This is a genomic window from Streptomyces sennicomposti (assembly GCF_019890635.1).
GTDB lineage: Bacteria > Actinomycetota > Actinomycetes > Streptomycetales > Streptomycetaceae > Streptomyces > Streptomyces sennicomposti.
This window is the reverse complement of the sequence record NZ_JAIOAB010000033.1, coordinates 1-23,609: the sequence shown is the minus strand read 5'-3', so window position 1 is coordinate 23,609 and position 23,609 is coordinate 1. Positions and strand designations below refer to the sequence as shown.

Below are 23,609 nucleotides of genomic sequence, written 5' to 3'. Positions count from 1 at the left end.
GCAATCCGCCCAACCGGGCACTCTTCGGGTCCGCTCACACCTCCGGATACGCCGCCATGACCACCTCGATGGTCTTGCCGCCCGCCGTGGGTGTGACCGTGACCCGCCGGCACAGCCGCTGGACGATACGCCAGCCGAACCCGCCCGGAGCGGCGGCGTGGGCGCGCGGCACGGTGTGCGGCGCGACGGGCGAGGCGTCGGCGACGCTGACGGTGAGGACGCCGCCGTCGAGACGGGCGTCGAAGGCGGTCAGCCCGCCGCCGTGCCGCAGCGCGTTGGTGACCAGTTCGGTCACCACGAGCAGCACGTCGTCCAGGACGGCCGACGGCGTGTCACCGGCGGGCGCGGTCAGCAGGCGGCGGACCTGGTCCCGGGCGGCGGCCGCGGTGGGCGGCCGGCTCGGGCCGGCGCCGGGCGCCGCGCCGGTCACGTCCGCTCCCGCGCCGGTCACGTCCGCTCCCGCGCCGGGCGCGGACCCCTCGCCCGCCTCCGGGGGCCGCGGAGACAGGGGCGGCGTACGGCCGGTCATGGGCGGGTCAGCTTCAGGGCGGCCGCGAGATCGGCGGCCCGGGTGAAGACCCGGGCGGTGTCGGTCAGCTCCAGCAGCCGCAGCACCGGTGGGCTCACCGCGGCCAGCACGAACGGGACCCCCGCCTCCTCGTGCCGCAGCCGCGCCGTGAGCAGCGTGTGCAGCAGGGAGGAGTCGGCGAAGGTGACCTCGGCGAGGTCGACCACGGTGGCCCGGGCCGACCTGGAAGCGGGAACGGCGAAACACCGAGCCGCGCCGTCCGCCCCGTCGGAGTCGAACTCGCCCGTGACGCGGACGATCCGCACCCCGTCGAGCACGGTCTCGGATATCTCGGCTTCGTCGTTCACCAGGGCATTCTCACAAGCCGCCGGCGCGGCACGGCGGCCGGGGCACCCCTCGTGCGCGCCCATGGCCCGGGGAACGCTCACGGCTCGGGGAACAGGTGCGCGGTGCCGGTGACGTCCAGCAGCCGTCGCAGCGCCGCGGGCCGGCCGGCCGGACGCAGCCGGGTGCTGGCCCCGGTCGCCTCGCGGTGGACCATCAGCAGCGCGGCCGGGCCGAGGGAGTCGCACAGCGTCATTCCCGCGCGGTCCAGGCGCGGCCGGCGCGGTGGCGGATCGCACCCGAGCAACGCGGCGGCCGTCACGGTGAGTTCGTCGGCGGTGTCCCGGTCGAGGCCGCCGGTGATCCGGTCGACGCCGCTGGTGATCCGGTCGAGGCCGCCGGTGATCCGGATGAGGGCGACGCCCGCGCCGTCCGGGGCCGAGGCGTGGAAGAAGGCGTCGCCGGGAGGGCGGTCATGCTTCGGCGCCGGGACCGCGGGGACGAGCGGCGCGCCCGGCCAGGGCCGCCCGGCCCCGGGTGAGGAAGCCGAGCGAGCGGGGGAAGTCCTTCAGCAGGTCCTGGAGGAGCGCGAGAGCGGGGTCCAGGACGCGCGCGGGCACCCGGCGGGCCTCCAGGACGTCGCCCGTCCACTCCAGGAAGCCGGTGAACAGCCGGCCGTCGTCGGTGTAGAGGGCGCAGGACAGGAAGTCCACGATGTGCGCCACGTCCTCGGCGGTCCGCTCGCGCTGCGCGTCGGTGTAGGCGCGCATCGCCGGCAGCCGCTCCTGAAGCCCGGCCAGGGTGTCCCGCACCAACCGCCCTCTGCCGCGCAGCACCAGGGCGTACTCCTGGTCCAGCAGATGCGGCAGATCGTCCACCGTCTGCCGGACGGCGCCGGGCGCGGGGCGGGGCAGACCGCGGGCGAGCAGGTCGGCGGCGGCGCGCGCGTCGGGCGCCCACGCGTCGGCGCCGAGCAGCCGGGCGTAGCGGCCGTCGTCGCCGAAGGCCGCGCCGCCGGCCAGGACCGGGATCCCGAGGGCCTGCACGGCGGTGATCGCGGTGTGCGCGTCCGGCAGCCGCACGGGCAGCGAGGAGGACAGCGCCACCACGGCGGGCGCGGTCCGGTGCAGATGGGCGATGAGATGGGGGGTGGGCACCTGCGCGCCGAGGAAGTCCACCCGGTGGCCGCGGCAGCGCAGCACCTCGGCCAGCAGCCGGGCCGGCAGGGCGTGCCACTCGCCGTCCACACAGGCCACGGTCACCGTGCCGCCCGGCGCGCGCGGGGGCGGGGGCGGGGCGCGGTGGGCCATGGCGGCGATCACCCGGTCGTGGATCGCGGTGGCGGCGTGCTCCTGGGCGACCGTGAACCGGTCCGCCGCCCACTCCGCACCCACCTTGCGCTGCACGGCCGCCACGACGTCCAGCAGGACGTCCTCCGCCGCCGCGCCCGCGTCCAGCGCCGTGAACACGGCCTGCCCGGCGGCGTACTCGTCGCGGGCGCACGCCGCCCGCCACAACTCCTCGCGCGCGTGGGCCAGTACGGCGCCGACGTCCTGGACGGCGGTGGCGTCGGTCATGCGGTGTACCTGCCCGGGGTGTGTCCGTCCACCGTCGCCAGGTGTGCGGTGCGGGGCGTGGTGATCGCCATCACGGCGATGTCGTCGTGCCGGTTGTCGCCGATCCACGCGGCGGCCAGCATCTGGATCCGCTCGACGACGGCCTCGGCCGGCAGACCGGCGCACTCCGCCAGCGCCGCCCGCAGCCGGTCGTCGCCGAACATCACGTCCCCCAGCGGCCCGCCGCGCGCCTCGGTGACCCCGTCGGTGAACAGCAGACACGTTTCGCCCGGCCCCAGATCGACCTCGGCGGTGCGCGACCTGACCTCCGGCAGCGCGCCGACGAGGGTGCCGGAGGTCGCCGCCTCCTCCACCGTGCCGTCCTGCCGCACGATCAGCGGCAGCGGATGCCCGGCGCTGGTCAGCCGCAGCCGGGTCAGGCCCTCCCGCCGCCGCGCCGAGGCCAGGACCAGGGTGGCGAACCGGGTGTGACCGCTGCTGAGCAGGGCGTCGTTGAGCAGCCGCAGCAGATACGCGTGGTCGTCGGCCAGGGGCAGCAGCGCATGCAGTGTGCTACGGATCTTTCCGGTCAGCACGGCCGCCTCCAGGCCCTTGCCGCACACGTCGCCGAGGACCGCCAGCGTCTCGTCGTCCGGCCCGGCGCCGGGGTGGACGTCGTAGAAGTCCCCGCCGACGCGCTCCGCGTCCATCGAGGTGCGGTAGCCGCCGGCGAACTCCACGCCGTGTACCTGCCGCAGACTCGGCGGCAGCAGCTCCGCCATCAACGTCGCCGTGATGCCGCTCTGCTCCCGGTACAGCCGGGCCGCCGACAGGGCCGCGCCCGCCCGGGCGGCGAAGACCCGCGCGAACACCTCCTCCGAGGCGTCGAAGGCGGCGTGGCCGCTGCGCCGCAGCAGGATCAGCGCCCCGGCCGGAACGCCGTGCCCCGGCAGCGGGGTGACCACCACGGACCCGACCGGGCCGGCGAAGCCGTCCGGCACCGCCCACCCGGGCAGCGCCGCCGGGTCGATCCACCGCGACGGCACCGGCGGGAACCCGCGCAGCGCCTCGGCCAGGCCCGGCACCGAGGCCGGGTCCAGACGCACCGACCCGTGCTCGACCGCGCCCCCGGCGCAGCTCGCCACCGGATGGCGCCGGCCGACGGCGGGCGTGACCAGCACGGCGGCGTCGGCCAGCCGGCCGGTGGCCAGCTCCACCGTCAGCTCCATGCACCGCTCGACGTTCAGCGAGGCGAGCAGCCGGGAGGACGCGTCGGCCAGGAAGGCGGTGCGCTCCCGTTCGGTGCGCAGCGCGGCCTCGGCCAGCGACCGGCCGGTCTCGTCGGCCAGCCACCACACCACCTCGCCGTCCGCCCCGGGCGTCGGGTGGGCCGCCAGCACCGACGGGCCGTGCCGGCCGCGCACCGTGCCCACGGCGTCGGTCCCGCCCGCGACGGCGAGCCGGTGCCCGTCCGCCAGCCAGCCGGGCGCGAACCGCGCCAGCGGCACGCCCGGGGCCGCCGCCGGGAAGAGGGCGGCCGCTTCGGCGTTGACCTCCACCACGGCGCCCAGGGCGTCCACGACCAACGCCGGGAAGGGCGCCCGCATCCACGAGGCGCCCACGGACGACAGCGGCCCCGGCGCGAAGCGCGCGGAGCCTTCCCTACTCGTCATGATCCTCAGACCCGCTTCCGCGTGTCTGGTCACCTTCCACTGGAAGACACGGCTCCGCCACCCTCTCGCACTTCGGGCACCGCATCAACCGGCCCTCGGCCGCGCGACGGTTTCCGAGACCCCGCGACGGTCCCCGGGGCCTCGGAAACGCCCCCGCCGGGCCAGCCTGCCGGGGCCGGGCGGGCGGCGAACCACCGGCGGAAACAGATGGTCGCGGTTCTGTTGATTGCGGCGGACGCCGCCCGGGCGCGGCCCGTCCGCGACCGTGACCGGATCGCCGCGCCGGACCCGTGCCGGGCGCCGCCGGTCACCGGCCGGTGGGCGCGGTGGGGGCGGACGCGGCGGGGGCCTGCGGGAAGCCGGTGTGCCCGCCGGCGCCGGTCGCCGTCGTGCGCCGGTCGATGACGCGGAGCGCGGTCTCGCCCCAGCGGATGTTCTCGCGTTCGAAGGCCATGCCGCGCAGCAGCGTCAGATAGGGCCCGACGCGCTCGGCCCGCGCGAGGTACTCGTCCTCCGTGCGCCCGTCCAGCAGGCGTTCCTGGAGCCGTTCGTACCGGGCGAGCTTGGCCGTGGCCCACTCGACGCGCTCGGCGACCGCCGTCCGTACGGCCCCCAGGTCGCCCACGTCCGCGCACTGCACCTTGACCATCAGCTCGTCCCGGATGGCCGTCGGCCTGCCGGGCGGTTCGGCGACGTAGGCGCGCACGGCCTCCAGGCCGGCCTCGGTGAGTGAGAACAGCCGCTTGTTCGGCCGCCGCTCCTGCTCGACCACCCGGGCGGCGATGAGCCCTTCGCCCTCCATGCGGTCCAGCTCGCGGTAGAGCTGCTGGGGCGTGGCCGTCCAGAAGTTCGCGACGGACGCGTCGAACCCCTTGGCGAGGTCGTAGCCGGACGCCTCTCCTTCGAGGAGCGCCGCCATCACCGCGTTGCGCAATGCCATGCGGGCAAGCTAGCACGCCGTTGATTAGTCAAAAAAGTGACTGATCCGGGGTGCGCACGAGGGTGGACAGCGTGCGCGAGACGGTCCTATTCTCCGATGCACCTATTCAACGAATTGACTAGAGGTGGCCCCGTGCATCCCTTCCGCAAGGCCGTCGAGAACCGCGACGTGGCGGCCATCGAGGCGCTGCTCGCCGAGAACGTCGTCTTCACCAGCCCGGTCGTCTTCAAGCCGTACCACGGCAAGGCGATCACCACGGCGATCCTGCGCGGTGTGCTGCGCGTCTTCGAGGACTTCACCTACGTACGGGAGATCGCCAACCCCGACGGCCGCGACCACGCGTTCGTCTTCACGGCCACCGTCGCCGGCAAGCAGCTCCAGGGGTGCGACTTCCTCCACTTCGACGAGGAGGGGAAGATCGAGGACTTCACCGTGATGGTCCGGCCGCTGTCGGCCGCCAAGGCGCTCGCCGAGGCCATGGGCGCGCAGTTCGACGGGATCCTGCGCGAGGCCGAGGAGGCGGAGAAGGCAAAGGCGAAGGGGGCCGAGGGGGCCGAGGACTGAGCGTCGCCGTACCGGCGCGGTGAGGGGTCGGCCGCCGCCGACCGGCTCCCGCCCCGGCCAGCGCGGCCCCGGCTGCCGCCCTGGTGCGCCGTGGGCCGGCTCCCGGCCTGGGGCGTCGCGGACCGGCTCTCGGCCCGGGCAGCGCGGCCCCGGCTCCCGGCCTGGGCCGCCGCCGACCGGCTGCCGCCCCCGGCAGCGCGGCCCCGGCTTCCGCCCCCGGCCCTCCCCGCCCCGGCTCCCGGCCTGGGGCGTCGCGGACCGGCTCCCGGCCCGGTGCGTCGCGGACCGGCTCCCGGCCCGGGCAGCGCGGCCCCGGCTCCCGCCCCGGTGCGTCGCGGACCGGCTCCCGCCCCGGTGCGCCGCCGACCGGCTCTCGCCCCCGGGGGGTCACGGACCGGTTGCCGCCCCGAGGTGTCGGTCCTGTGGGGCGGGCTCAGTCCCACCGATGGTGCAGGAGCCGTTCCAGGAGCCGGTAGCCGCGCTGTTCCGCCGTGGCCAGCTCGACGGGGTCGATGCCCGCCGACCACAGCTCGCCCGCCGCGGCGTCGTCGGCCGCCCGCAGTTCCACCACCGCCTGCGCCAGCCGCATCTGGACCTCCGGTGGCGGCGGCCCCGGGCGGCCGGCGAGCGCCCGCTCCGCCTGCTGCGCAGCCCGCCCGCACGCGGCCAGCGCCCGCCGGGCCCGTGCCGCCGCGTGGTCGCCGGCCACCAGCAGCGCGCAGAGCAGCCCCACCGCGATCCCCAGCAGACTGGCCAGGCCGCGGTCGAAGACCAGTTCCTCGGCGGAGACGGGGGCCGCCAGATCGCTGAGCAGCAGCGCCAGCGGGGTCAGGAAGACGACGCCGAGGCCGTAGTTGCGGACCACCACGTACTCCAGCAGGAACTCCAGGACCACGATGACCGCGGTGAGGGCCACCGGACCCGGATGCGCGGCCAGCACGCCGACCGCCAGCAGCAGCCCTGCCACCGTGCCCAGGGTGCGCTGCACGGCCCGCTGCGCGGTCGTGCGGGCGTTGACCGAGTGCAGTACGGCGGCGGCCGAGATCGCCGCCCAGTAGCCGTGCCCGAGGCCGAGCAGCAGGGCCAGCCCGCCGGACGCCCCGGTGCCGAGGGCCATCCGCAGGGCGGGGACGAGCCGGACCGGGGCGTGACCGGGACGGGCCGGCCGGTGTCCCGTCATCAGTTCGGAAGCCCGTACGGCGGCGGGCCGGGCCGAGGGAGGACCCGTCGGGGCCGTGCCGCCCGCCCGGCCGCCGCCCGAGGTCGCGACGGTCGCCGCCGACAGTCCGGGCAGCAGCAGGGGAGGCCTGGCACGCCGGTCCGCGAGGACGCGGGCCTGCGCGCGCAGGGCCTCGGGCGCGGGCAGATCCTCCGGCGGCCGGGACGCGGAGCCGAACAGCGTCGACCAGGCCAGGTCCGCGAGCCGTACGCAGTCCGCGTCCCGGGAGCTTCGCCGGGCGCCCGGGGGCGGCGCGAGCCCGAGGGCGTCGTACGCCTCCAGGACGGCCGCCGTCGCCCGGTACCGCTCGCGCCGGGCCCCGCCCCCGGCGTCGTACGCCTGCGTGTCCAGCAGGTCCGCGAGGGCGCGCAGCGCCGCCGCGACGGCGAGGCGCTCAGGCCGGGCCGGGTGCACCAGCCGCCCGGCCACGGCCAGCGCCCAGGCCACCAGCGACGCCACCGCCGCCAGCGCGGTGCGGGGCAGGACGTCGGCGGCGGTGGCCGAACCGTTGGCGGCCACGGCGAACGAGAAGAGCAGCAGCACCGCGCCGAGGCCGCCGAGCCGCGTGGCGTCGCACCCGAACTTCGCCGCCCCGGCGACCGCCGCCGTGGCCGCCACCACCACGACCGCGCCGCCGCCGCCCGCCCGGGGGTCGGCCGACGCGGCCAGCGCCGTGCCGCAGCCGACGCACGCCGTCATGGCCACGCCGACCAGGGCGAGGGCGACGCCCCGGCGCGGATAGGGCAGATTGCGGCCGAACGTGGTGGTGAAGGAGCCCAGCATGGCGTAGACCGCGAGGTCCGCCCGCCCGGACAGCACGAGCGGCAGCGCCACCACCGCCATGGCCACCGCCGCGCGCAGGGCGAACAGGAACGCCCCGTCCACCCGGTGCAGGGCGAGCGCGCCGCGCGGGGAGAGCACCCGTGTCACGGCGGCGGCCGTGCGCCGGAGACCGTTCCCGGTCACGGCCGGCCGAAAGGGGCGCGCGTGCGCCGTGGTCGGTTCATATCGCTCGTATCGTCACGTGCCTTGCCCGTGTCCGCGGCCCGCGACGCGCGCTCCCGCCCGGTCGGACCAGGGCGGCACGGAGCGCGCCGCGGTTCTACGCCGACAGGCCTTACGCCCCCGCCGTCTTCGCGAGGAACCGCTGCCGGTCGACGATCGCCCGGTCGATCTCCCCCGTGGCGACGAGCCGCCCCGAGCCGTCGACGGCCCGTACGCGGAAGGTGAGTCGGGTGCCGTCCGGGGCGGCGGGCGGCTCGGCGGCCACCTCGACCCGGCCGCCCACCGCGGTGGCGCGCAGGTGTTCGACGCGGATCGCCGTTCCCACGGTGGTCCGGCCCGCCTCCAGGAACGCCCCGGCGGCCCGTACGGTCGCCGCCTCCAGCCAGGCGATCAGCCGCGGGGTGGCGAGGACGGGCACGTCACCGCTGCCCAACGCCTCGGCGGTGTCGGCCTCGGTCACCTCGTAGTGCATGCCACCACGCTAACGCGTCCGGGCGCGGGCGCCGTCCGGGAGTTCGGCGTTCGCCGTCCGGAGGTTCAGCGCCCACCGTCCGGGAGTTCCGCGCTCGCCGTCCGGGAGTTCGGCATTCTTCGTACCGGATCGTCCATTACTGCCCCGGTTCGCTACGGAACAGTCGTGATGAAACGGTACTGTCCCGGCTTATGGTGAAACGGGCGTCGTTCTTCTCCTCCGCGTTCTCCCGGCTGGCCTGCGCGATGGCGGCCGGGGCGGTGGCCGGGACCGTCGTCGGCGTGCCGACCGACGCGCCGCTCGGCGCGCTGGCCGGCATCACCGTGATGGAGACGGTCTTCGTGGCGGCGGGCTGGATCGTCCTGTGGCCCATGGACGCCGAGGCGACGCACCGCCACGCCCGGCGCGAGGACATGCGGCCCGTCGCCGAGGAGATCGCCGTGATCGGGACGGCGGTGTGCGGGCTGGCGGGCATCGCGGTCCTCCTGCTCGGCCACTCCGACCCCACCCACGCGGCGACCGCGCTCGCCGGGGTGTTCATGGCCTGGGCGGCGCTCCACCTCATGTACGCCACCCGCTACGCGTTCCTGTACTACCCGCGCTCCACGGGCGGCATCGACTTCAACTCCGAGCAGCCACCGGCGTATCGGGACTTCTTCTACTTCAGCTACAACCTCGGGATGACCTACCAGGTGTCGGACACCGATGTGTCGAGTCCGGCGATCCGCGCCATGGTGCTGCGGCACTGCCTGCTCTCCTACGTGTTCGGCACCAGCATCCTCGCCACGGCCATCAACCTCGTCGCGCAGATCGTCTCGCGCTGACCGCCCGCGCGTGCGCCCGGCGTGCCTCGCGCCGACCGTCCTGACACGTCCCGCCTCCCGTGTGGCGGCCCCCCGCGGCGGCGGTGACACTGGGAGGAAGCGGTGCCTGGAGGTAGTGCGCCATGCATACCGTCGAGGAAACGATCGACATCGCGGTGCCGGTGCGCACCGCCTACGACCAGTGGACCCAGTTCAAGAGCTTTCCGCGGTTCATGACCGTGGTGCGACGGGTCGAGCAGGTCCGGCCGGCCGTGACCGCGTGGGTCATCGGCGTCGGCCCGGTGCGCCGCGAGTTCGAGGCGGAGATCGTGGACCAGGAGCCCGACTCGCACGTGACCTGGCGGAGCCTCGAGAGGCGTCCCGGGCACCGCGGCGAGGTGCGGTTCCGGCCCACCGCCGCGGGCGGCACCGCGGTCACGGTGCGCATCGAGGCGGAGCCGCGCGGCGTCGCGGGACGGCTGAGCGGGGTTCCCGGCCTGACCGGCCGCGTGCTGCGGTCGGAACTCGGGCACTTCAAGGAGTTCATCGAAGGGCGCGGGGAGGCGGGCGGCGCCTGGCGGGGCAGCATCCGCCACGGGCACGTCCATCCCGCGGAACCGGAACCGCCCCGCAGCCGGGTGCCCTGCTGGCCGGTCGGCTGATCCGCCGGATGCCGGCCGGGCCGTGGCGCCGGCGCCCTTCCCCTGGCCGTGGCGCCCGCCCTTCCCCTGGCCGTGGGCAAGCGAGAGGCAACCTGATGAAGAAGCCGCCCGGCGAAGAGCCGAAGGACGCTCTCACCGTCACCCCGCCCAAGAAGTGGGCCGCCGGAGTCCCCGCCGTGGTGCACGCGCTGGAATACTCCCTGGAGCAGACCTCCGTGGGAAAGACGGGCGTGGACCTGCTGACCATGAACCAGGTCGGCGGCATCGACTGCCCCGGCTGCGCGTGGGCGGACCCCGCCCCGGGACACCGGCACCGCAACGAGTACTGCGAGAACGGCGCGAAACACATCAACGACGAGGCGACCGGCCGACGCGTCACCGACGACTTCTTCCGCCGGCACTCCGTCACCGACCTGAGCGGCCGCTCCGACATGTGGCTCAACCACCAGGGCCGGCTGACCCGGCCGATGGTCAAACGGCCGGCCTGCGACCACTACGAGCCGATCAGCTGGAGCGACGCCTTCGGACTGCTCGCCGACGAGCTGAACTCCCTGGCCTCGCCCGACGAGGCGGTCTTCTACACCTCGGGCCGGGCGAGCAACGAGGCCGCGTTCGTCCTCCAGCTGTTCGCCCGCGCGTTCGGCACCAACAACCTGCCCGACTGCAGCAACATGTGCCACGAGTCCAGCGGCTTCGCCCTGCACGAGACGCTCGGCACCGGCAAGGGGACGGTCAGCCTGCACGACCTCCACCACGCCGACCTCATCTTCCTGGTGGGCCAGAACCCCGGCACCAACCACCCCCGCCAGCTCTCCGCGCTGGAACAGGCCAAGCTGAACGGCGCGCGCGTCATCGCGGTGAACACGCTGCCCGAGGCCGGGCTGCTGCGGTTCAAGAACCCGCAGAAGGCGCGCGGGGTCATCGGGCACGGCGTCCAGATCGCCGACCGTTTCGTGCACATCCGCGCAGGCGGCGACCTGGCCCTGTTCCAGGGGCTCAACCGGCTGCTGCTGGAGGCCGAGGACGCCCGGCCGGGACAGGTCCTCGACCACGAGTTCATCCGCTCCCACACCAGCGGCTTCGAGGCGTTCGCCGAGCACGCCCGGACGATCGGCTGGCAGGACGTGCGCGCCGCCACCGGCCTCACCCGCGACCAGATCGCGAAGCTCCGCGACGACGTGCTGCGCAGCGAACGCGTCATCGTGTGCTGGGCGATGGGCGTCACCCAGCACAAGCACGGCGTGCCCACCATCCGGGAGATCGTCAACTTCCTGATGCTGCGCGGCAATCTCGGCCGGGCCGGGGCCGGCGCCTGCCCGGTGCGCGGGCACAGCAATGTGCAGGGCGACCGGACGATGGGCATCTGGGAGCAGATGCCGGACGCCTTCCTGGACGCGCTGCGCGAGGAGTTCGGCTTCGACCCGCCGCGCGCCCACGGGCTGGACTCCGTGAACACGATCCGGGCGATGCGCGAGGGCCGGATCAAGGTGTTCCTGGGCCTCGCGGGCAACTTCGTCCGGGCCGCCCCGGACAGCGCGGTCACCGAGGACGCGATGCGCACCTGCCGGCTGACCGCCCACATCTCCACCAAGCTCAACCGCTCGCACACGGTGTGCGGCGAGACCGCGCTCATCCTGCCGACCCTCGGCCGCACCGAACGGGACTTCCAGGCGGGCGGGGAGCAGTTCGTCACCGTGGAGAACTCCATGAGCGAGGTGCACACCTCGCACGGCAGGCTGAAGCCCGCCTCGAACCTGCTGCTCAGCGAGGTCGCCATCCTCTGCCGCCTCGCCCGCCGCACCCTCGGCGGCGAAGTCGCCGTCCCCTGGGAGGAGTTCGAGGGCGACTACGGGGCGATCCGCGACCGGATCTCCCGCATCGTGCCCGGACTGCACGACTTCAACCGGCGCGTGGCGCGCCCCGGCGGCATCAGACTGCCGAACCCGGTCAACGAGGGGGTGTTCCCCACCCCGGCCGGAAAGGCGCTGTTCACCCGCAACGCCTGGGAGATGCCCGAGGTGCCCCGGGGCCATCTGCTCCTGCAGACCCTGCGCTCCCACGACCAGTGGAACACGATCCCCTACACGCCCAACGACCGCTATCGCGGCATCCACGGCAGCCGCCGGGTGGTGCTGGTCAATCCGGACGACCTGACCGAACTCGGCCTGTCCGAAGGGGCGCACGTCGATCTGGTCGGGGTGTGGACGGACGCCACCGAACGCCGCGCCGAGGACTTCGAGGTCGTCCCCTACCCGACCACACGCGGCTCCGCCGCCGCCTACTACCCGGAGACGCAGATCCTGGTGCCTCTGGACAGCGTGGCCGACACCAGCAACCAGCCCACCTCCAAGGGAGTCGTGGTCCGCCTGGAACCCGTCGCCGCCGGCGCGGCGCAGGGGTGAGGGGAGGGTCCGGTTCGGGAGCCCGGAGGCGGAGCGCGGTCCCGCACGGCGCCCGCGACCGCGCACCCGGCTCCCCCGGGACGGCCGCGCACCCGGCTCCCCCGGGACGGCCGCGCACCCGGCTCCCCCGGGACGGCCGCGCACCCGGCTCCCCCGAGACGGCCGCGCACCCGGCTCCCCCGAGACGGCCGCGCACCCGGCTCCCCCGAGACGGCCGCCGACCCGGGTCCCCCGAGACGGCCGCCGACCCGGGCCCCCCGAGACGGCCGCCGACCCGGGCCCCCCGAGACGGCCGCCGACCCGGGCCCCCCGGGACGGCAGCCGACCCGGGCCCCGCGAGACGGCCGCCGACCCCGGTCCCCCGAGACGGCCGCCGCCGTCACCTCTCCCGGGCCGCCCCCGTGCTCTCCCGTTCGATCAGGCGGGGGAGCGGCACCCGTACGGTGCGGGCCGGGCCGCCGTCGAGGAGGGCGGTGAGTTCGCGGGCCGCGGTGCGGCCGAACTCGACGCTGTCCCGGGACAGGGCCGACAGCCAGGGCCGGACCATCCGGCACAGGGCCGAGTCCTCCCACGCCACCACCGACACGTCCGCGGGCACGGTGAAACCGAGTTCGGCGGCGGTGGCGACCCCCGCGAGGGCCATCACGTCGTTGTCGTAGATCAGGGCCGTCGGGGGAGCGGGGGAGCCGAGGACCCGGCGGGTGACGGCGGCGCCCTCGGCGTCGGAGTAGTCGGTGGTCACCGACTCCACACCGGTCAGCCCGCGCCGCTCGGCCTCGGCGCGCAGCGTCCTGATCCGGCGCTGGGTGTGGGCGAGGCCGGACAGCCCGGCGATGTGCACGATCCGCCGGTGCCCCAGCGCGTACAGTCCGTCCACCACGGCGGCCATCGCGCCCGCGTCGTCCGCCCACACCGTGGACAGGCCCGGGTGCCGCTCGTCCGGCGCTCCGCCGATCACCACGGCGGGCAGGCCGAGTTCGTCCAGCAGATCGGGGCGCGGGTCGTCGGTGCGCGGGTCCACCACGAGGACGCCGTCCACCCGGTGCTCGGCCCACCACCGGCGGTAGACCGCGCACTCGTCGGCCAGATCCTCCACCACCTGGAAGAGCAGCCCGAGATGGCGCTCGGCCAGCACCTCCTGGATGCCGGAGACCAGTTGCAGGAAGAAGGAGTCCACGCCCAGCGTGTCCGCGGGCCGGGCCAGCACGAAGCCGATCGTGGCGGCGCCCTCCCCGGACAGGGCGCGGGCCGCCGTGCTGGGCCGCCAGCCGAGCTGCTCGGCGACGCGGCGGACCCGGTCGCGGGTGACCTCCGAGACGCCGGGCCGGCCGTTGAGCGCGAAGGAGACCGCGCTTTCGGAGACACCGGCGCGGCGCGCGATGTCCTTCATCGTCGGCCGGCGAGCCGGGGACCGCTTGGCCGGCATGGACGTCCTCATTTCCCCGCGACACGACGACACGACGACACGGCGACGCGGTGATCCGGTGATCGCTAAAGCGCTTGAGTGAAACAACTCCGAGCAGGACCCTAAAGCGCATTAGTCATGTTGGCAAGTCACCTGACCAACCGCCTCTGACCTGCGTGTTCCGTCAACTAATGGCTTTAGCGCCGCCTAATCCATTGACTTTCCGCGAAGTCGGCATGCATCGTCACTGCCGAAACGAGCCGCAACCCCGCCGCCGTCGTCCGAGGGAGCCGTGTCACCGTGCCCATGTCCCGCAGAGCGCTCGCCGCAGCCGCCGTCACCGCCCTCGTCCTGCCGCTGAGCGCCTGCGGCTCCTCCGACGGCGGCGGGGGCACGACGGACGCCTCCGGCAAGGTCGAGGGCGACATCACCTTCGAGACCTGGAACCTGCGCGCCAACTTCAAGGACTACTTCGAGGGATTGATCGCCGACTTCGAGAAGAAGTACCCCGGCACCCACGTCAAGTGGATCGACCAGCCCGCCGAGGGCTACGCCGACAAGATCAGCGCGGACGCCGCCGGCGGCACCCTGCCCGACGTCGTCAACGTCTCCCCGGACCTGGCCGTGCCGCTCGCCGAGGCGGGCCTCGCGATGGACCTCGACAAGGCCGCCGCCCCGTACAAGTCCGAGTACCTGCCCGGCGCCTGGGCCGGCCACCAGGTCCCCGGCCTGCCCGGCACGTACGCCTTCCCCTGGTACCTGAACACCGGCCCGCTGTTCTACAACAAGGCCCTCTTCAAGCAGGCCGGCCTCGACGCCGACAAGCCGCCGAAGACGTACGACGAACTCTTCGCCGACGCACTCCAGTTGGCCCAGAAGTCCGGCGGCAAGGTCGCCACGCTCGCCAATGTGCCCACCATCGAGGACTTCGGCCGCTACGGCTCCGCCCTGATGAACAAGGACGGCACCGGCTTCGCCTTCAACGACGCCAAGGGCGTCGAACTGCTCACCAAGTACAAGCAGTTGTACGACGCCAAGGCGCTCGACCCGCAGGCGCTCACCGCCACCCCCGAGTCCACGGGCAAGAAGTTCCTCACCGGCGCCGTCGCCATGAACCCCGGCAGCGCCCTGGACCTGGACAACTTCAAGAAGCAGGCGCCGAGCCTGTACAAGAACATCGGCATCACCGACCAGATCACCAGCACCGGCCACGCCAACATGTACGTGATGGGCCTGATGGTCAACTCCCGCACCAAGCACGCCCCGGCCGCCGTCGCCTTCGCGCACTACGTCACCGACGCCGAGCACCAGATGTCGTTCGCCAAGAAGGTCGCCATCTTCCCCAGCACCGCCGGCTCGCTGGACGACCCGTACTTCACCAAGGAGGACGGCACCGACGAGACCCGCGTCCGCGTCGCCGCCGCCAAGTCCCTGAAGAACGCGGTCAACTACACGCCCGTCCTGTTCAGCGAGCAGATGAAGACCGCCCTGCGCAACGAGGTCGCCAAGGCGCTCCAGGGCAAGCAGAGCCCCAAGGACGCGCTTGACAACGCTGTCAAGGCGTGCGACCAGCTCCTCCGGCAGCAGGGCTGAGGCAGTCGTGTCCGCCTCGACCGTCTCCCGGACGCCCGCCCCGCGTCCGGCCCGGCCCACCGGCCGCCGCCCGGCCTGGCTCCGGGGCCGCCGCCCCGCGGGCCGCCCGGACGCGCGGCCGGCGGTCCGGGTGCGCCGCCAACTGCCCACCAGCCCATGGCTGTTCGCCGCCCCCGGGCTGCTGGTCACCGCCGCCTTCGTGCTCTACCCGTTCCTGTCCACGGTGGTCAACGCCTTCACCGACCGCCGCACCCTCGTCCCGGGCCGCTTCGTCGGGCTCGCCAACTTCCGCGAGCTGCTGCACGACGACATGTTCTGGATCGGCCTGCGCAACAGCGTCCTCTACATCGCCGGCGTCGTCCCGGCCCTGGTGATCCTGCCGCTGCTGCTCGCCCTGCTGGTGCAGAAGAACATCCCCGGCATCGCCTTCTTCCGGTCCGCCTTCTACACCCCCGTGGTCGCCTCGATCGTCGTGGTCGGACTGATCTGGGTGTGGCTGCTGGACGAACGCGGCCTGGTGAACTCGCTGCTGGAGACGATCGGCCTCGGCCGGGTCGGGTTCCTCAGCGACCAGTGGCTGCTGCTGATCAGCGCCATGACCGTCACGGTCTGGAAGGGCCTCGGCTACTACATGATCGTCTACCTCGCCGCCCTGGCCAACGTGCCGCGCGAGCTGCACGAGGCCGCCGCCGTGGACGGCGCGGGCGCGGTGCGCCGCTTCCTCACCGTCACCGTGCCCGCCGTCCGCTCCACCATGGTCCTGGTCGCCGCGCTCTCCTCGGTCGCCGCCTTCAAGGTGTTCTCCGAGGTGTACCTGATGGCAGGGCCCAGCGGCGGACCGGCCGGCGAGGACACCACCCTGGTCATGCTCGTCCAGCGCACCGGCACCGGACTGTCCGGCCGGGTCGGCTACGCCTCCGCGATCTCCCTGGTCGTCTTCGTCGTCACCGTGGTCCTGATGCTGCTCGTCCTGCGGGCCGACCGGAAGGAGGACGCGTGAGCACCACCGCCGACACCCCGGCCGCGAAGCCGGCCGCACCGGCCCGCAAGCCCCGCCTCACCGACGAGCACGGCCGCCGCATCCCCGTCTGGGAGCTGGTCTTGCGCTACGCGCTGCTGCTCGCCGTCCTCGCCCTGACCGTCGGCCCGTTCCTGTGGCAGCTGTCCACCTCGCTCAAGGGCCCCACCGAGGACATCTTCAGCTCCCCGCCCAAGTTCCTGCCCGGCCACCCCACCCTGCACAACTACGCACGGGTCTCCGACACCATCCCGGTGTGGGACTACGCCCTCAACTCCCTGAAGGTAGCCGCCGCCAACGTCGTCACCAACTGCGTCGGCTCCGCCCTCGCCGGGTACGCGCTGGCCCGGCTGCGCTACCGGGGCCGCGGGGCGGCCACCCTGGTCTTCGTGCTGGCGATGCTCGTGCCCGCCGAGGGCATCATCATCGCCCAGTTCACGACGATGCGGGAACTCGGCCTGAACAACACGCTCGTGGGCGTCGTCCTGCCCGGCTCCGTCGCCGCCCTCAACGTCCTGCTGATGCGCAACGCCTTCCGCAACCTGCCCTACGAGGTGGAGGAGGCCGCCTACGTCGACGGCGCCGACGTGTGGCAGCGGTTCTGCCGGATCGCGCTGCCCTCGGTCAAGGGCACCCTCGCCGTCGTCGCGATCTTCGCCTTCATGGGCGCCTGGGACGACTTCCTGTGGCCGCTCATCGTGCTCAGCGACCCGTCCAAGTTCACCCTGACCATCGGCCTCAACTACCTCCACGGCACCTTCGCGGGCGACGAGCGCCTCGTCGCCGCCGGCACCGTCATCGCCGTGGCCCCGCTGATCGCCCTCTTCGCCTGCCTCCAGCGGTTCTTCTTCCGCGGCGTCGGCGAGGGCGCGGTCAAGGGCTGAGCCTCCGGCCGCGCCCGGCCGACGTACGACGGCCGGGCCGGCGAACAGCCCCCGGGCCGCATCCCGTACCCCACCCCGCAAGGACCCCGTATGCCTGCTGCCGTGCGCTTCGGCGTCAACTACACCCCGAGCCAAGGGTGGTTCCACCACTGGCTCGACTTCGACCTCGACGCCGTCCGCGCCGACCTCGACTCCATCGCCGCGCTCGGCCTGGACCACATCCGCGTCTTCCCGCTGTGGCCCTACTTCCAGCCCGACCGCGCCCTGATCCGCCCCCGCGCCGTCGAGCAACTGGTCCAACTCGTCGACGCCGCCGGCGAACGCGGGCTCGACGTCAACGTGGACGGCCTCCAAGGACACCTGTCCAGCTTCGACTTCCTGCCCGCCTGGACCCGCACCTGGCACCGCCGCAACCTGTTCACCGACCCCGAGGTCCTGGACGGCCAGGCCGCCTATCTGCGCACCCTCGCCGCCGCCCTCGCCGACCGCCCCCACTTCCTCGGCATGACCCTCGGCAACGAGATCAACCAGTTCTCCGGCGCCCCCCACCCCGACCCCGACCGGGCCACCGCCGAACAGATCGACGCCTGGCTGGAGCGCATGCTCACCGCCTGCGAGAAGGGCGCCCCCGGCAAACTGCACCTGCACGCCGAGTACGACGCCACCTGGTACCGCGACGACATGCCGTTCACCCCCGCCCAGGCCGCCCGGCACGGCGCCCTGACCGCCGTCCACTCCTGGGTCTTCAACGGCACCGCCCAGCGCCACGGCCGCACCTCCGTGCCCACCGAGCACCACGCCGCGTATCTGATCGAGCTGAGCAAGGCGTGGGCGACGGACCCGCACCGCCCGGTCTGGCTCCAGGAGGTCGGCGCGCCCGCCCCGCTGATCCCCGCCGAGCACGCCGCCGCCTTCGCCGAGGCCACCGTCGCCGCCGCCCTGGACTGCCCCGACCTGTGGGGCGTCACCTGGTGGTGCTCGCACGACGTCTCCCGCGACCTCGCCGACTTCCCCGACCTCGAATACAGCCTCGGCCTGCTCACCAACGACCGCCGGCCCAAGGACATCGCCCGCGCCCTGGCGCGCGCCGCCCGCGCGCACACCTACGCCCCGGCCCCCCGCACCACCGCCCTCGCCGTCCCCGCCGACCCGGCCGCCCGCTCCCGCTGCGCACCCGGCGGCGACGTGTTCGAGGCGTTCTTCCGGCTGACCGCCGACGGCGCCCGCCCCACCACCGTCCTCGACACCCACGCGGCCGACCACGCGCATCTGACCGCCCGCGGCATCACCGAAGTCGTCACGTCCGACCAGGTACTCCACCACCCCCGAGGAGGAACCCGCTCGTGAACCCGACCAGACGCACCGTCCTGCTCGCCGCCGCCAGCACCGCGCTCCTGCCCGCCCTGCCCGCCACGGCGACGGCCGCCCCGAGGGCCGCGACCGCCCTCCAGCCGTACGCCTCCTACTGGTACCCCGACTCCCTGCCCACCGGCAGCCCCGGCCCCGGCATCACCTGGCGCAGCCTGAAGTCCTGGCGCGCCGCGACCGACGCCGACCTCGCCTTCAACGCCGCCTCCGTCCCGCTCGCCGCCCGCTTCACCCCGACCCCGGCCAACACCACCGCCCGTACGGACCAGGCCCGCGTCCAGTCCCTGGTCTCCTTCGGCCCCACCGCGGGCAACCCCTCCCAGGGCTCGGCCACCGCCGACTACTACGCCCTCACCCACTGGGCGTACCTGGACGAACTGGTCTTCTGGGGCGGCTCGTCGGGCGAGGGACTGATCCTCGCCCCGAACGCCCCGATCGTGGACGCCGCCCACCGGCACGGCGTGCCCGTCCTCGGCAACGTCTTCCTGCCGCCCGCCGCCTACGGCGGACAACTCCAGTGGACGCGCGACCTCGTGCGGCGCGACGCCGCCGGGCACTACCCGCTCGCCGCCCAACTCGTCGCGGTCGCGGCGGCGTACGGCTTCGACGGCTGGTTCGTCAACGCCGAGACGGGCGGCGGCGACAGCACGCTCGGCGCCGCCATGCTCGGCTTCGTCAAGGAGCTGCGGGCCCTCGCCGCGGCCAGGGGACAGCGGGTGACCTGGTACGACGCGATGACCGTGAACGGCTCGGTGAGCTGGCAGGGCGCGCTGAACGGGCAGAACCAGGCCCTGTTCCAGGCCGCCGACGCCATGTTCCTCGACTTCCGCTGGAGCGCCGGCTCGCTCGCCTCCTCCGGGCAGAAGGCCGGACAACTGGGGCGCGACCGCTACGCGTTGTGGGCGGGCGTGGACGTGGAGTCCAACGGCTCGAACACGTCCGTCGACTGGGACGCGATCGTGCCCGCCGACGCCCCGCACACCACCTCCCTCGGCCTCTACCGCCCCGAGTGGACCCGCAACCACCTCCCCGCCGGCCACACCCCGGAGGACTTCCACGCCGCCGACGACCGCTTCTGGACCGGCCGTTCCCTCGACCCGGCCCGCCCCGACCCCACCGACCGCTGGCGCGCGCCCGCCGTGTCCGTCGCCGACCGCTCGACCGTGACCGCGCTGCCGTTCGCGAGCGTCTTCAACACCGGGCACGGACTGCGCTGGCACGAGGACGGCCAGGTCGCCTCCGACACCCCCTGGAACCACCTCGGCCTCCAGGACCGGCTGCCGTCCCGGCGCTGGGTGGTCCGCACGGCGGGCCAACGCCCGGCCGTGTCCTTCGACTTCGCCGACGCCTGGCGCGGCGGCAGCAGCGTGCTGGTGTCCGGTGCGCTGGACGCGCCCGCCGTGCTCGACCTGTACGCCACCCGCCTGCCGATCGGCCGGGACACCGTGGTCGAGCTGACCTGCCGCACGGAGAGCGGCGACGTACGGGCCGAGCTGGCCGTCGCCACTGCCGAGCCGGACGCGGCCGGGGCGGCGCCGCCGTACACCTACCTCCCGCTGCCCGCCGCGACCGGCGACGGCTGGCGGACGGCGACCGTACGCCTCACCGGCCTGACCGGGACCGTGCGCGCGCTCGGCGTGCGGCTCACCGCGACCGGCGGCACACCCGTGCGCTGGCGGCTCGGCGGCCTCGCCGTCCGCGACCGCGTCACCACCCCGGCCGCCCCGGCCGGGGCGCGGATCACCGCCGCCTCCGGCGGCGACCTGCGCCTGGCCTGGGACCATCCGGCGCCCGGCGCGGTCCGCCACTACACCGTCCACCGCGTGCTGCCCGACGGCGCCCGCCGCTTCCTCGGCGGCACCTGCCAGCGGGCGTACTTCACCGGCGGCCTCGCCCCCGCGCCCGGGGAACGCGCCGCACGGTTGGAAGTGCGCGCGGTGGGGGAGCTGTACACCTCGTCGGCCCCCGCGACCGTCACCCACACCTGGTGAGCCCCGCCCCGGGAACCGCACCCTGGTAACCATCCGCCGATCCGCCCGCTGACGTACGACCTACGGAGCATCCCCCATGCATGACGACCGCAGCCTGGTCGAAGCCCGCCTCAAGCGCGTCCTGGACGAACGCGTCCGCCCCGCCGTGTACCCCGAGTCCGTCCCGCTGGACGTGGCCGTGTGGCACGCGCCCGGCGAGCCCGTGCCGGTCGCCGAGGGACTGGCCGCCGAGCCCACGCCGATCGAGGTGGGCGCCCGCTGGGGTGCTCCGTGGGGCACCAACTGGTTCCGGGTCACCGGCACCGTACCCGAGGCGTGGGCCGGGAGGACCGTCGAGGCGCTGCTCGACCTCGGCTTCGACGAGAACATGCCCGGCTTCCAGTGCGAGGGCCTGGTCTACCGGCCCGACGGCGCCCCCGTGAAGGGCCTCAACCCGCGCAACCAGTGGGTCAGGATCGGCGCGCCCGTCGCGGGCGGCGAGGAGGTGCGCCTGCACATCGAGGCCGCCTCCAACCCGGTGATCCTCGACTACCACCCCTTCCTGCCCACCCGGCTCGGCGACAAGGAGACCGCCGGCAGCGACCCGCAGTACACGCTCACCCGCATGGACCTCGCCGTCTTCGACGAGACGGTGTGGCAGCTCGTGATCGACCTGGAGGTCCTCGGCGAGCTGATGGCAGAGCTGCCGGTGGACTCCCAGCGGCGGCACGAGATCCTGCGCGCGGTGGAACGCGCGCTGGACGCCATCGACCTCCAGGACGTGAACGGCACCGCCGCACGCGCCCGCGCGCGGCTCACCGGCGTCCTCGCCGCGCCCGCCGTGCCCTCCGCGCACCGGATCAGCGCCGTCGGGCACGCGCACATCGACTCCGCCTGGCTGTGGCCGCTGCGCGAGACCGTGCGCAAGGTGGCCCGCACGACGTCCAACATGACCGCGCTGCTGGAGGACGAGCCCGACTTCGTCTTCGCCATGTCCCAGGCGCAGCAGTGGGCGTGGATCAAGGAGCACCGGCCCGAGGTGTGGGCGCGGGTGAAGAAGGCGGTCGCGGACGGGCGGTTCGTGCCGGCCGGCGGCATGTGGGTCGAGTCCGACACCAACATGCCCGGCTCGGAGGCGATGGCCCGGCAGTTCGTGCACGGCAAGCGGTTCTTCCTGGACGAGTTCGGCATCGAGAACGACGAGGCCTGGCTGCCCGACACCTTCGGCTTCGCCGCCGGACTCCCGCAGATCATCAAGGCGGCCGGCTCCACCCGCCTGCTGACGCAGAAGATCTCCTGGTCGCAGACGAACCGGTTCCCGCACCACACCTTCCAGTGGGAGGGCATCGACGGCACCCGGATCTTCACCCACTTCCCGCCCGTCGACACCTACAACTGCTCGATGAAGGGCAGCGAGATCGCCCACGCCGCCCGCAACTTCAAGGACAAGGGCGTCGCCAGACACTCCCTCGCGCCCACCGGCTGGGGCGACGGCGGCGGCGGCACCACCCGGGAGATGGTCGCCAAGGCGGCCCGGCTGCGCGACCTGGAGGGCTCGGCGCGGGTGGTGTGGGAGACCCCGGCCGCCTTCTTCGACAAGGCCGAGGCCGAGTACCCCGAACCGCCCGTGTGGGTCGGCGAGCTGTACCTCGAACTGCACCGCGCCACCCTCACCAGCCAGGCCAGGACCAAACAGGGCAACCGGCGCAGCGAGCACCTGCTGCGCGAGGCCGAGCTGTGGGCGGCCACCGCCGCCGTCCGTACCGGATTCCCCTACCCGTACGAGGAGTTGGACCGGATCTGGAAGACGGTGCTGCTGCACCAGTTCCACGACATCCTGCCCGGCTCGTCCATCGCCTGGGTGCACCGGGAGGCCCGCGCCACCTACGACCGCGTCGCCGCCGAACTGGGCGCGATCATCGAGGCCGCGCAGCGCGCGCTGGCCGGCGAGGGCACCACGGAACTCCTCTTCAACGCGGCCCCGCACACCCGCGCCGGCGTCCCCGCGGGCGGCGCATCCACCCCGGCCACCGCGGGCGGCACCCGCCTGACCCCCGGCGAGGACGGCGGACACGTCCTGGACAACGACCTGCTGCGCATCACCGTCGACGCCCGGGGCCTGGTCGTCTCCGCCCACGACCTGGAGGCCGACCGCGAGACGATCGCCCCGGGCCGCGCCGCGAACCTGCTCCAGCTGCATCCCGACTTCCCGAACATGTGGGACGCCTGGGACGTGGACGAGTTCTACCGCAACACGGTCACCGACCTCACCGACGCCGACTCGGTCACCCCCGGCGAGGACGGCGCCTCGGTGCGGATCGTCCGGTCCTTCGGCGCCTCCCGCGTCACCCAGGTGCTGTCCCTTGCGGCCGGGGAACGGCGGCTGGTGCTGGACACCGAGGTCGACTGGCACGAGACGGAGAAGTTCCTCAAGCTCGCCTTCCCGCTGGACGTGCACGCCGAACGGTACGCGTCCGAGACCCAGTTCGGGCACTTCCACCGGCCCACCCACACCAACACCTCTTGGGAGGCGGCCAAGTTCGAGGCCTGTAACCACCGCTTCGTCCACGTCGCCGAGCCCGGCTGGGGCGTCGCGATCGTCAACGACTCGACATACGGCCACGATGTGACCCGCACGGTCCGCGCCGACGGCGACCGGGGCACCACGACCACGGTCCGGGTGTCGCTGCTGCGCGCCCCGCGTTTCCCCGACCCCGAGACCGACCAGGGCGTGCACCGCTTCCGGCACGCCCTGGTGCCCGGCGCGGACATCGCCGACGCGGTCCGCGAGGGCTGGCGGATCAACGTGCCCGAGCGGCGCCGCACCGGATCCGGCGAGGTCGCCCCGCTGGTGAGCGTGGACGACCCGGCGGTGGTCGTCACGGCGGTCAAACTCGCCGACGACGGCAGCGGCGACGTGGTCGTCCGCTTCCACGAGGCGCACGGCGGCCGGGCCCGGGCCACGCTGACGGCCGGCTTCCCGTTCGCCGGGGTGACGGCGACGGACCTGCTGGAACGGCCCCTCGCCGAGGCCGCGGCGCCCGAGCGGGACGGCGAGCGGATCGCCGTGCGCCTGAGGCCCTTCGAACTGGTGACGCTGCGGTTCCGGCGCGCCTGAGGAACCTCGAAACTGTCGACGAGCACGCCGTCGAGGTCGAACACGACGGCCCGCAGGCCGCCCTCGACGCGTGGAGCGGCCCCGTCGGCCGTGGGCTCCGCCGC

The 23,609-nt window shown here is 74.2% G+C and carries 19 protein-coding genes; 10 read left to right on the top strand and 9 right to left on the bottom strand.

The features are described from left to right. Positions 1–34: 34 nt before the first annotated feature. The 6 genes from K7787_RS19160 to K7787_RS19135 form a co-directional block, all read right to left on the bottom strand. Positions 35–451 carry an ATP-binding protein gene (locus K7787_RS19160; protein ID WP_308036390.1) on the bottom strand — a complete coding sequence of 139 codons (417 nt, stop codon included), beginning with the start codon at positions 449–451 and terminating at the stop codon, positions 35–37. A gap of 74 nt (positions 452–525) precedes the next feature. After that, positions 526–876: an STAS domain-containing protein gene (locus K7787_RS19155; protein ID WP_223002314.1), complete on the bottom strand. Its 351-nt coding sequence runs from the start codon at positions 874–876 to the stop codon at positions 526–528. A 77-nt stretch (positions 877–953) separates the two neighbouring features. Continuing rightward, the gene (locus K7787_RS19150) at positions 954–1,217 is read right to left on the bottom strand and encodes an STAS domain-containing protein (protein WP_308036395.1); all 264 of its coding nucleotides are present in this window, start codon (positions 1,215–1,217) and stop codon (positions 954–956) included. A 109-nt stretch (positions 1,218–1,326) separates the two neighbouring features. Further along, a complete protein-coding gene (locus K7787_RS19145; protein WP_223002313.1) occupies positions 1,327–2,430 on the bottom strand; it encodes a cobalamin B12-binding domain-containing protein in 1,104 nt (367 codons plus the stop codon). Continuing rightward, positions 2,427–4,082, bottom strand: coding sequence for a PP2C family protein-serine/threonine phosphatase (locus K7787_RS19140; protein ID WP_223002312.1), 1,656 nt, complete (start codon positions 4,080–4,082; stop codon positions 2,427–2,429). Before K7787_RS19140 ends, K7787_RS19145 begins: the two co-directional genes overlap by 4 nt. Positions 4,083–4,389: 307 nt before the next feature. Next, entirely contained in the window at positions 4,390–5,022 is a 633-nt protein-coding gene (locus K7787_RS19135; protein WP_247721069.1) for a PadR family transcriptional regulator, read from the bottom strand. Between the two features lie 132 nt (positions 5,023–5,154). On the opposite strand from K7787_RS19135, the gene K7787_RS19130 reads away from it, so the two are divergent. After that, on the top strand, positions 5,155–5,586 hold the full coding sequence (locus K7787_RS19130; RefSeq protein ID WP_223002311.1) for a nuclear transport factor 2 family protein: 432 nt from the start codon (positions 5,155–5,157) through the stop codon (positions 5,584–5,586). Positions 5,587–6,019: 433 nt separating this feature from the next. Here the strand turns inward: K7787_RS19130 and K7787_RS19125 are convergent, their stop codons facing one another. Further along, entirely contained in the window at positions 6,020–7,735 is a 1,716-nt protein-coding gene (locus K7787_RS19125; protein ID WP_308036389.1) for an FUSC family protein, read from the bottom strand. 187 nt (positions 7,736–7,922) lie between these two features. Further along, the gene (locus K7787_RS19120) at positions 7,923–8,282 is read right to left on the bottom strand and encodes a thioesterase family protein (RefSeq protein WP_223002310.1); all 360 of its coding nucleotides are present in this window, start codon (positions 8,280–8,282) and stop codon (positions 7,923–7,925) included. A gap of 191 nt (positions 8,283–8,473) precedes the next feature. Between K7787_RS19120 and K7787_RS19115 the strand changes: the two genes are divergently transcribed. From K7787_RS19115 to K7787_RS19105, 3 genes are all read left to right on the top strand, one after another. After that, the gene (locus K7787_RS19115; protein WP_223002309.1) at positions 8,474–9,106 is read left to right on the top strand and encodes a DUF1345 domain-containing protein; all 633 of its coding nucleotides are present in this window, start codon (positions 8,474–8,476) and stop codon (positions 9,104–9,106) included. 122 nt (positions 9,107–9,228) lie between these two features. Beyond that, positions 9,229–9,747 (top strand): SRPBCC family protein, encoded by a 519-nt coding sequence (locus K7787_RS19110; RefSeq protein ID WP_223002308.1) that lies wholly within the window; start codon positions 9,229–9,231, stop codon positions 9,745–9,747. Between the two features lie 95 nt (positions 9,748–9,842). Continuing rightward, positions 9,843–12,149, top strand: a complete 2,307-nt coding sequence (locus K7787_RS19105) for an FdhF/YdeP family oxidoreductase (protein WP_223002307.1) — start codon at positions 9,843–9,845, stop codon at positions 12,147–12,149. 379 nt (positions 12,150–12,528) lie between these two features. Here the strand turns inward: K7787_RS19105 and K7787_RS19100 are convergent, their stop codons facing one another. Then, complete coding sequence (locus K7787_RS19100; protein ID WP_009192576.1) at positions 12,529–13,575, bottom strand: LacI family DNA-binding transcriptional regulator; 1,047 nt, start codon at positions 13,573–13,575, stop codon at positions 12,529–12,531. Between the two features lie 279 nt (positions 13,576–13,854). Between K7787_RS19100 and K7787_RS19095 the strand changes: the two genes are divergently transcribed. The 6 genes from K7787_RS19095 to K7787_RS19070 all read left to right on the top strand — a co-directional run bounded on the left by K7787_RS19095 (position 13,855) and on the right by K7787_RS19070 (position 23,505). After that, positions 13,855–15,147 (top strand): ABC transporter substrate-binding protein, encoded by a 1,293-nt coding sequence (locus K7787_RS19095; protein ID WP_223002306.1) that lies wholly within the window; start codon positions 13,855–13,857, stop codon positions 15,145–15,147. A 7-nt stretch (positions 15,148–15,154) separates the two neighbouring features. Then, positions 15,155–16,147 (top strand): carbohydrate ABC transporter permease, encoded by a 993-nt coding sequence (locus tag K7787_RS19090; RefSeq protein WP_169436882.1) that lies wholly within the window; start codon positions 15,155–15,157, stop codon positions 16,145–16,147. Beyond that, a complete protein-coding gene (locus K7787_RS19085) occupies positions 16,144–17,049 on the top strand; it encodes a carbohydrate ABC transporter permease (protein ID WP_019979899.1) in 906 nt (301 codons plus the stop codon). Before K7787_RS19090 ends, K7787_RS19085 begins: the two co-directional genes overlap by 4 nt. Before the next feature lie 90 nt (positions 17,050–17,139). Beyond that, positions 17,140–18,396 (top strand): glycoside hydrolase 5 family protein, encoded by a 1,257-nt coding sequence (locus K7787_RS19080; RefSeq protein WP_199293417.1) that lies wholly within the window; start codon positions 17,140–17,142, stop codon positions 18,394–18,396. After that, entirely contained in the window at positions 18,393–20,408 is a 2,016-nt protein-coding gene (locus K7787_RS19075) for an endo-beta-N-acetylglucosaminidase (RefSeq protein WP_223002305.1), read from the top strand. The genes K7787_RS19080 and K7787_RS19075 overlap by 4 nt, the downstream gene beginning before the upstream one ends. Positions 20,409–20,484: 76 nt before the next feature. Continuing rightward, entirely contained in the window at positions 20,485–23,505 is a 3,021-nt protein-coding gene (locus tag K7787_RS19070; RefSeq protein WP_223002304.1) for an alpha-mannosidase, read from the top strand. Positions 23,506–23,609 lie beyond the last annotated feature (104 nt).

Coding starts and splice junctions, on each gene's coding strand:
- K7787_RS19145 (WP_223002313.1), bottom strand. CDS start 2,430: ATGACCGACGCCACCGCCGTCCAGGACGTCGGCGCCGTACTGGCCCAC.
- K7787_RS19140 (WP_223002312.1), bottom strand. CDS start 4,082: ATGACGAGTAGGGAAGGCTCCGCGCGCTTCGCGCCGGGGCCGCTGTCG.
- K7787_RS19135 (WP_247721069.1), bottom strand. CDS start 5,022: ATGGCATTGCGCAACGCGGTGATGGCGGCGCTCCTCGAAGGAGAGGCG.
- K7787_RS19120 (WP_223002310.1), bottom strand. CDS start 8,282: ATGCACTACGAGGTGACCGAGGCCGACACCGCCGAGGCGTTGGGCAGC.
- K7787_RS19115 (WP_223002309.1), top strand. CDS start 8,474: ATGGTGAAACGGGCGTCGTTCTTCTCCTCCGCGTTCTCCCGGCTGGCC.
- K7787_RS19110 (WP_223002308.1), top strand. CDS start 9,229: ATGCATACCGTCGAGGAAACGATCGACATCGCGGTGCCGGTGCGCACC.
- K7787_RS19105 (WP_223002307.1), top strand. CDS start 9,843: ATGAAGAAGCCGCCCGGCGAAGAGCCGAAGGACGCTCTCACCGTCACC.
- K7787_RS19100 (WP_009192576.1), bottom strand. CDS start 13,575: ATGCCGGCCAAGCGGTCCCCGGCTCGCCGGCCGACGATGAAGGACATC.
- K7787_RS19080 (WP_199293417.1), top strand. CDS start 17,140: ATGCCTGCTGCCGTGCGCTTCGGCGTCAACTACACCCCGAGCCAAGGG.
- K7787_RS19070 (WP_223002304.1), top strand. CDS start 20,485: ATGCATGACGACCGCAGCCTGGTCGAAGCCCGCCTCAAGCGCGTCCTG.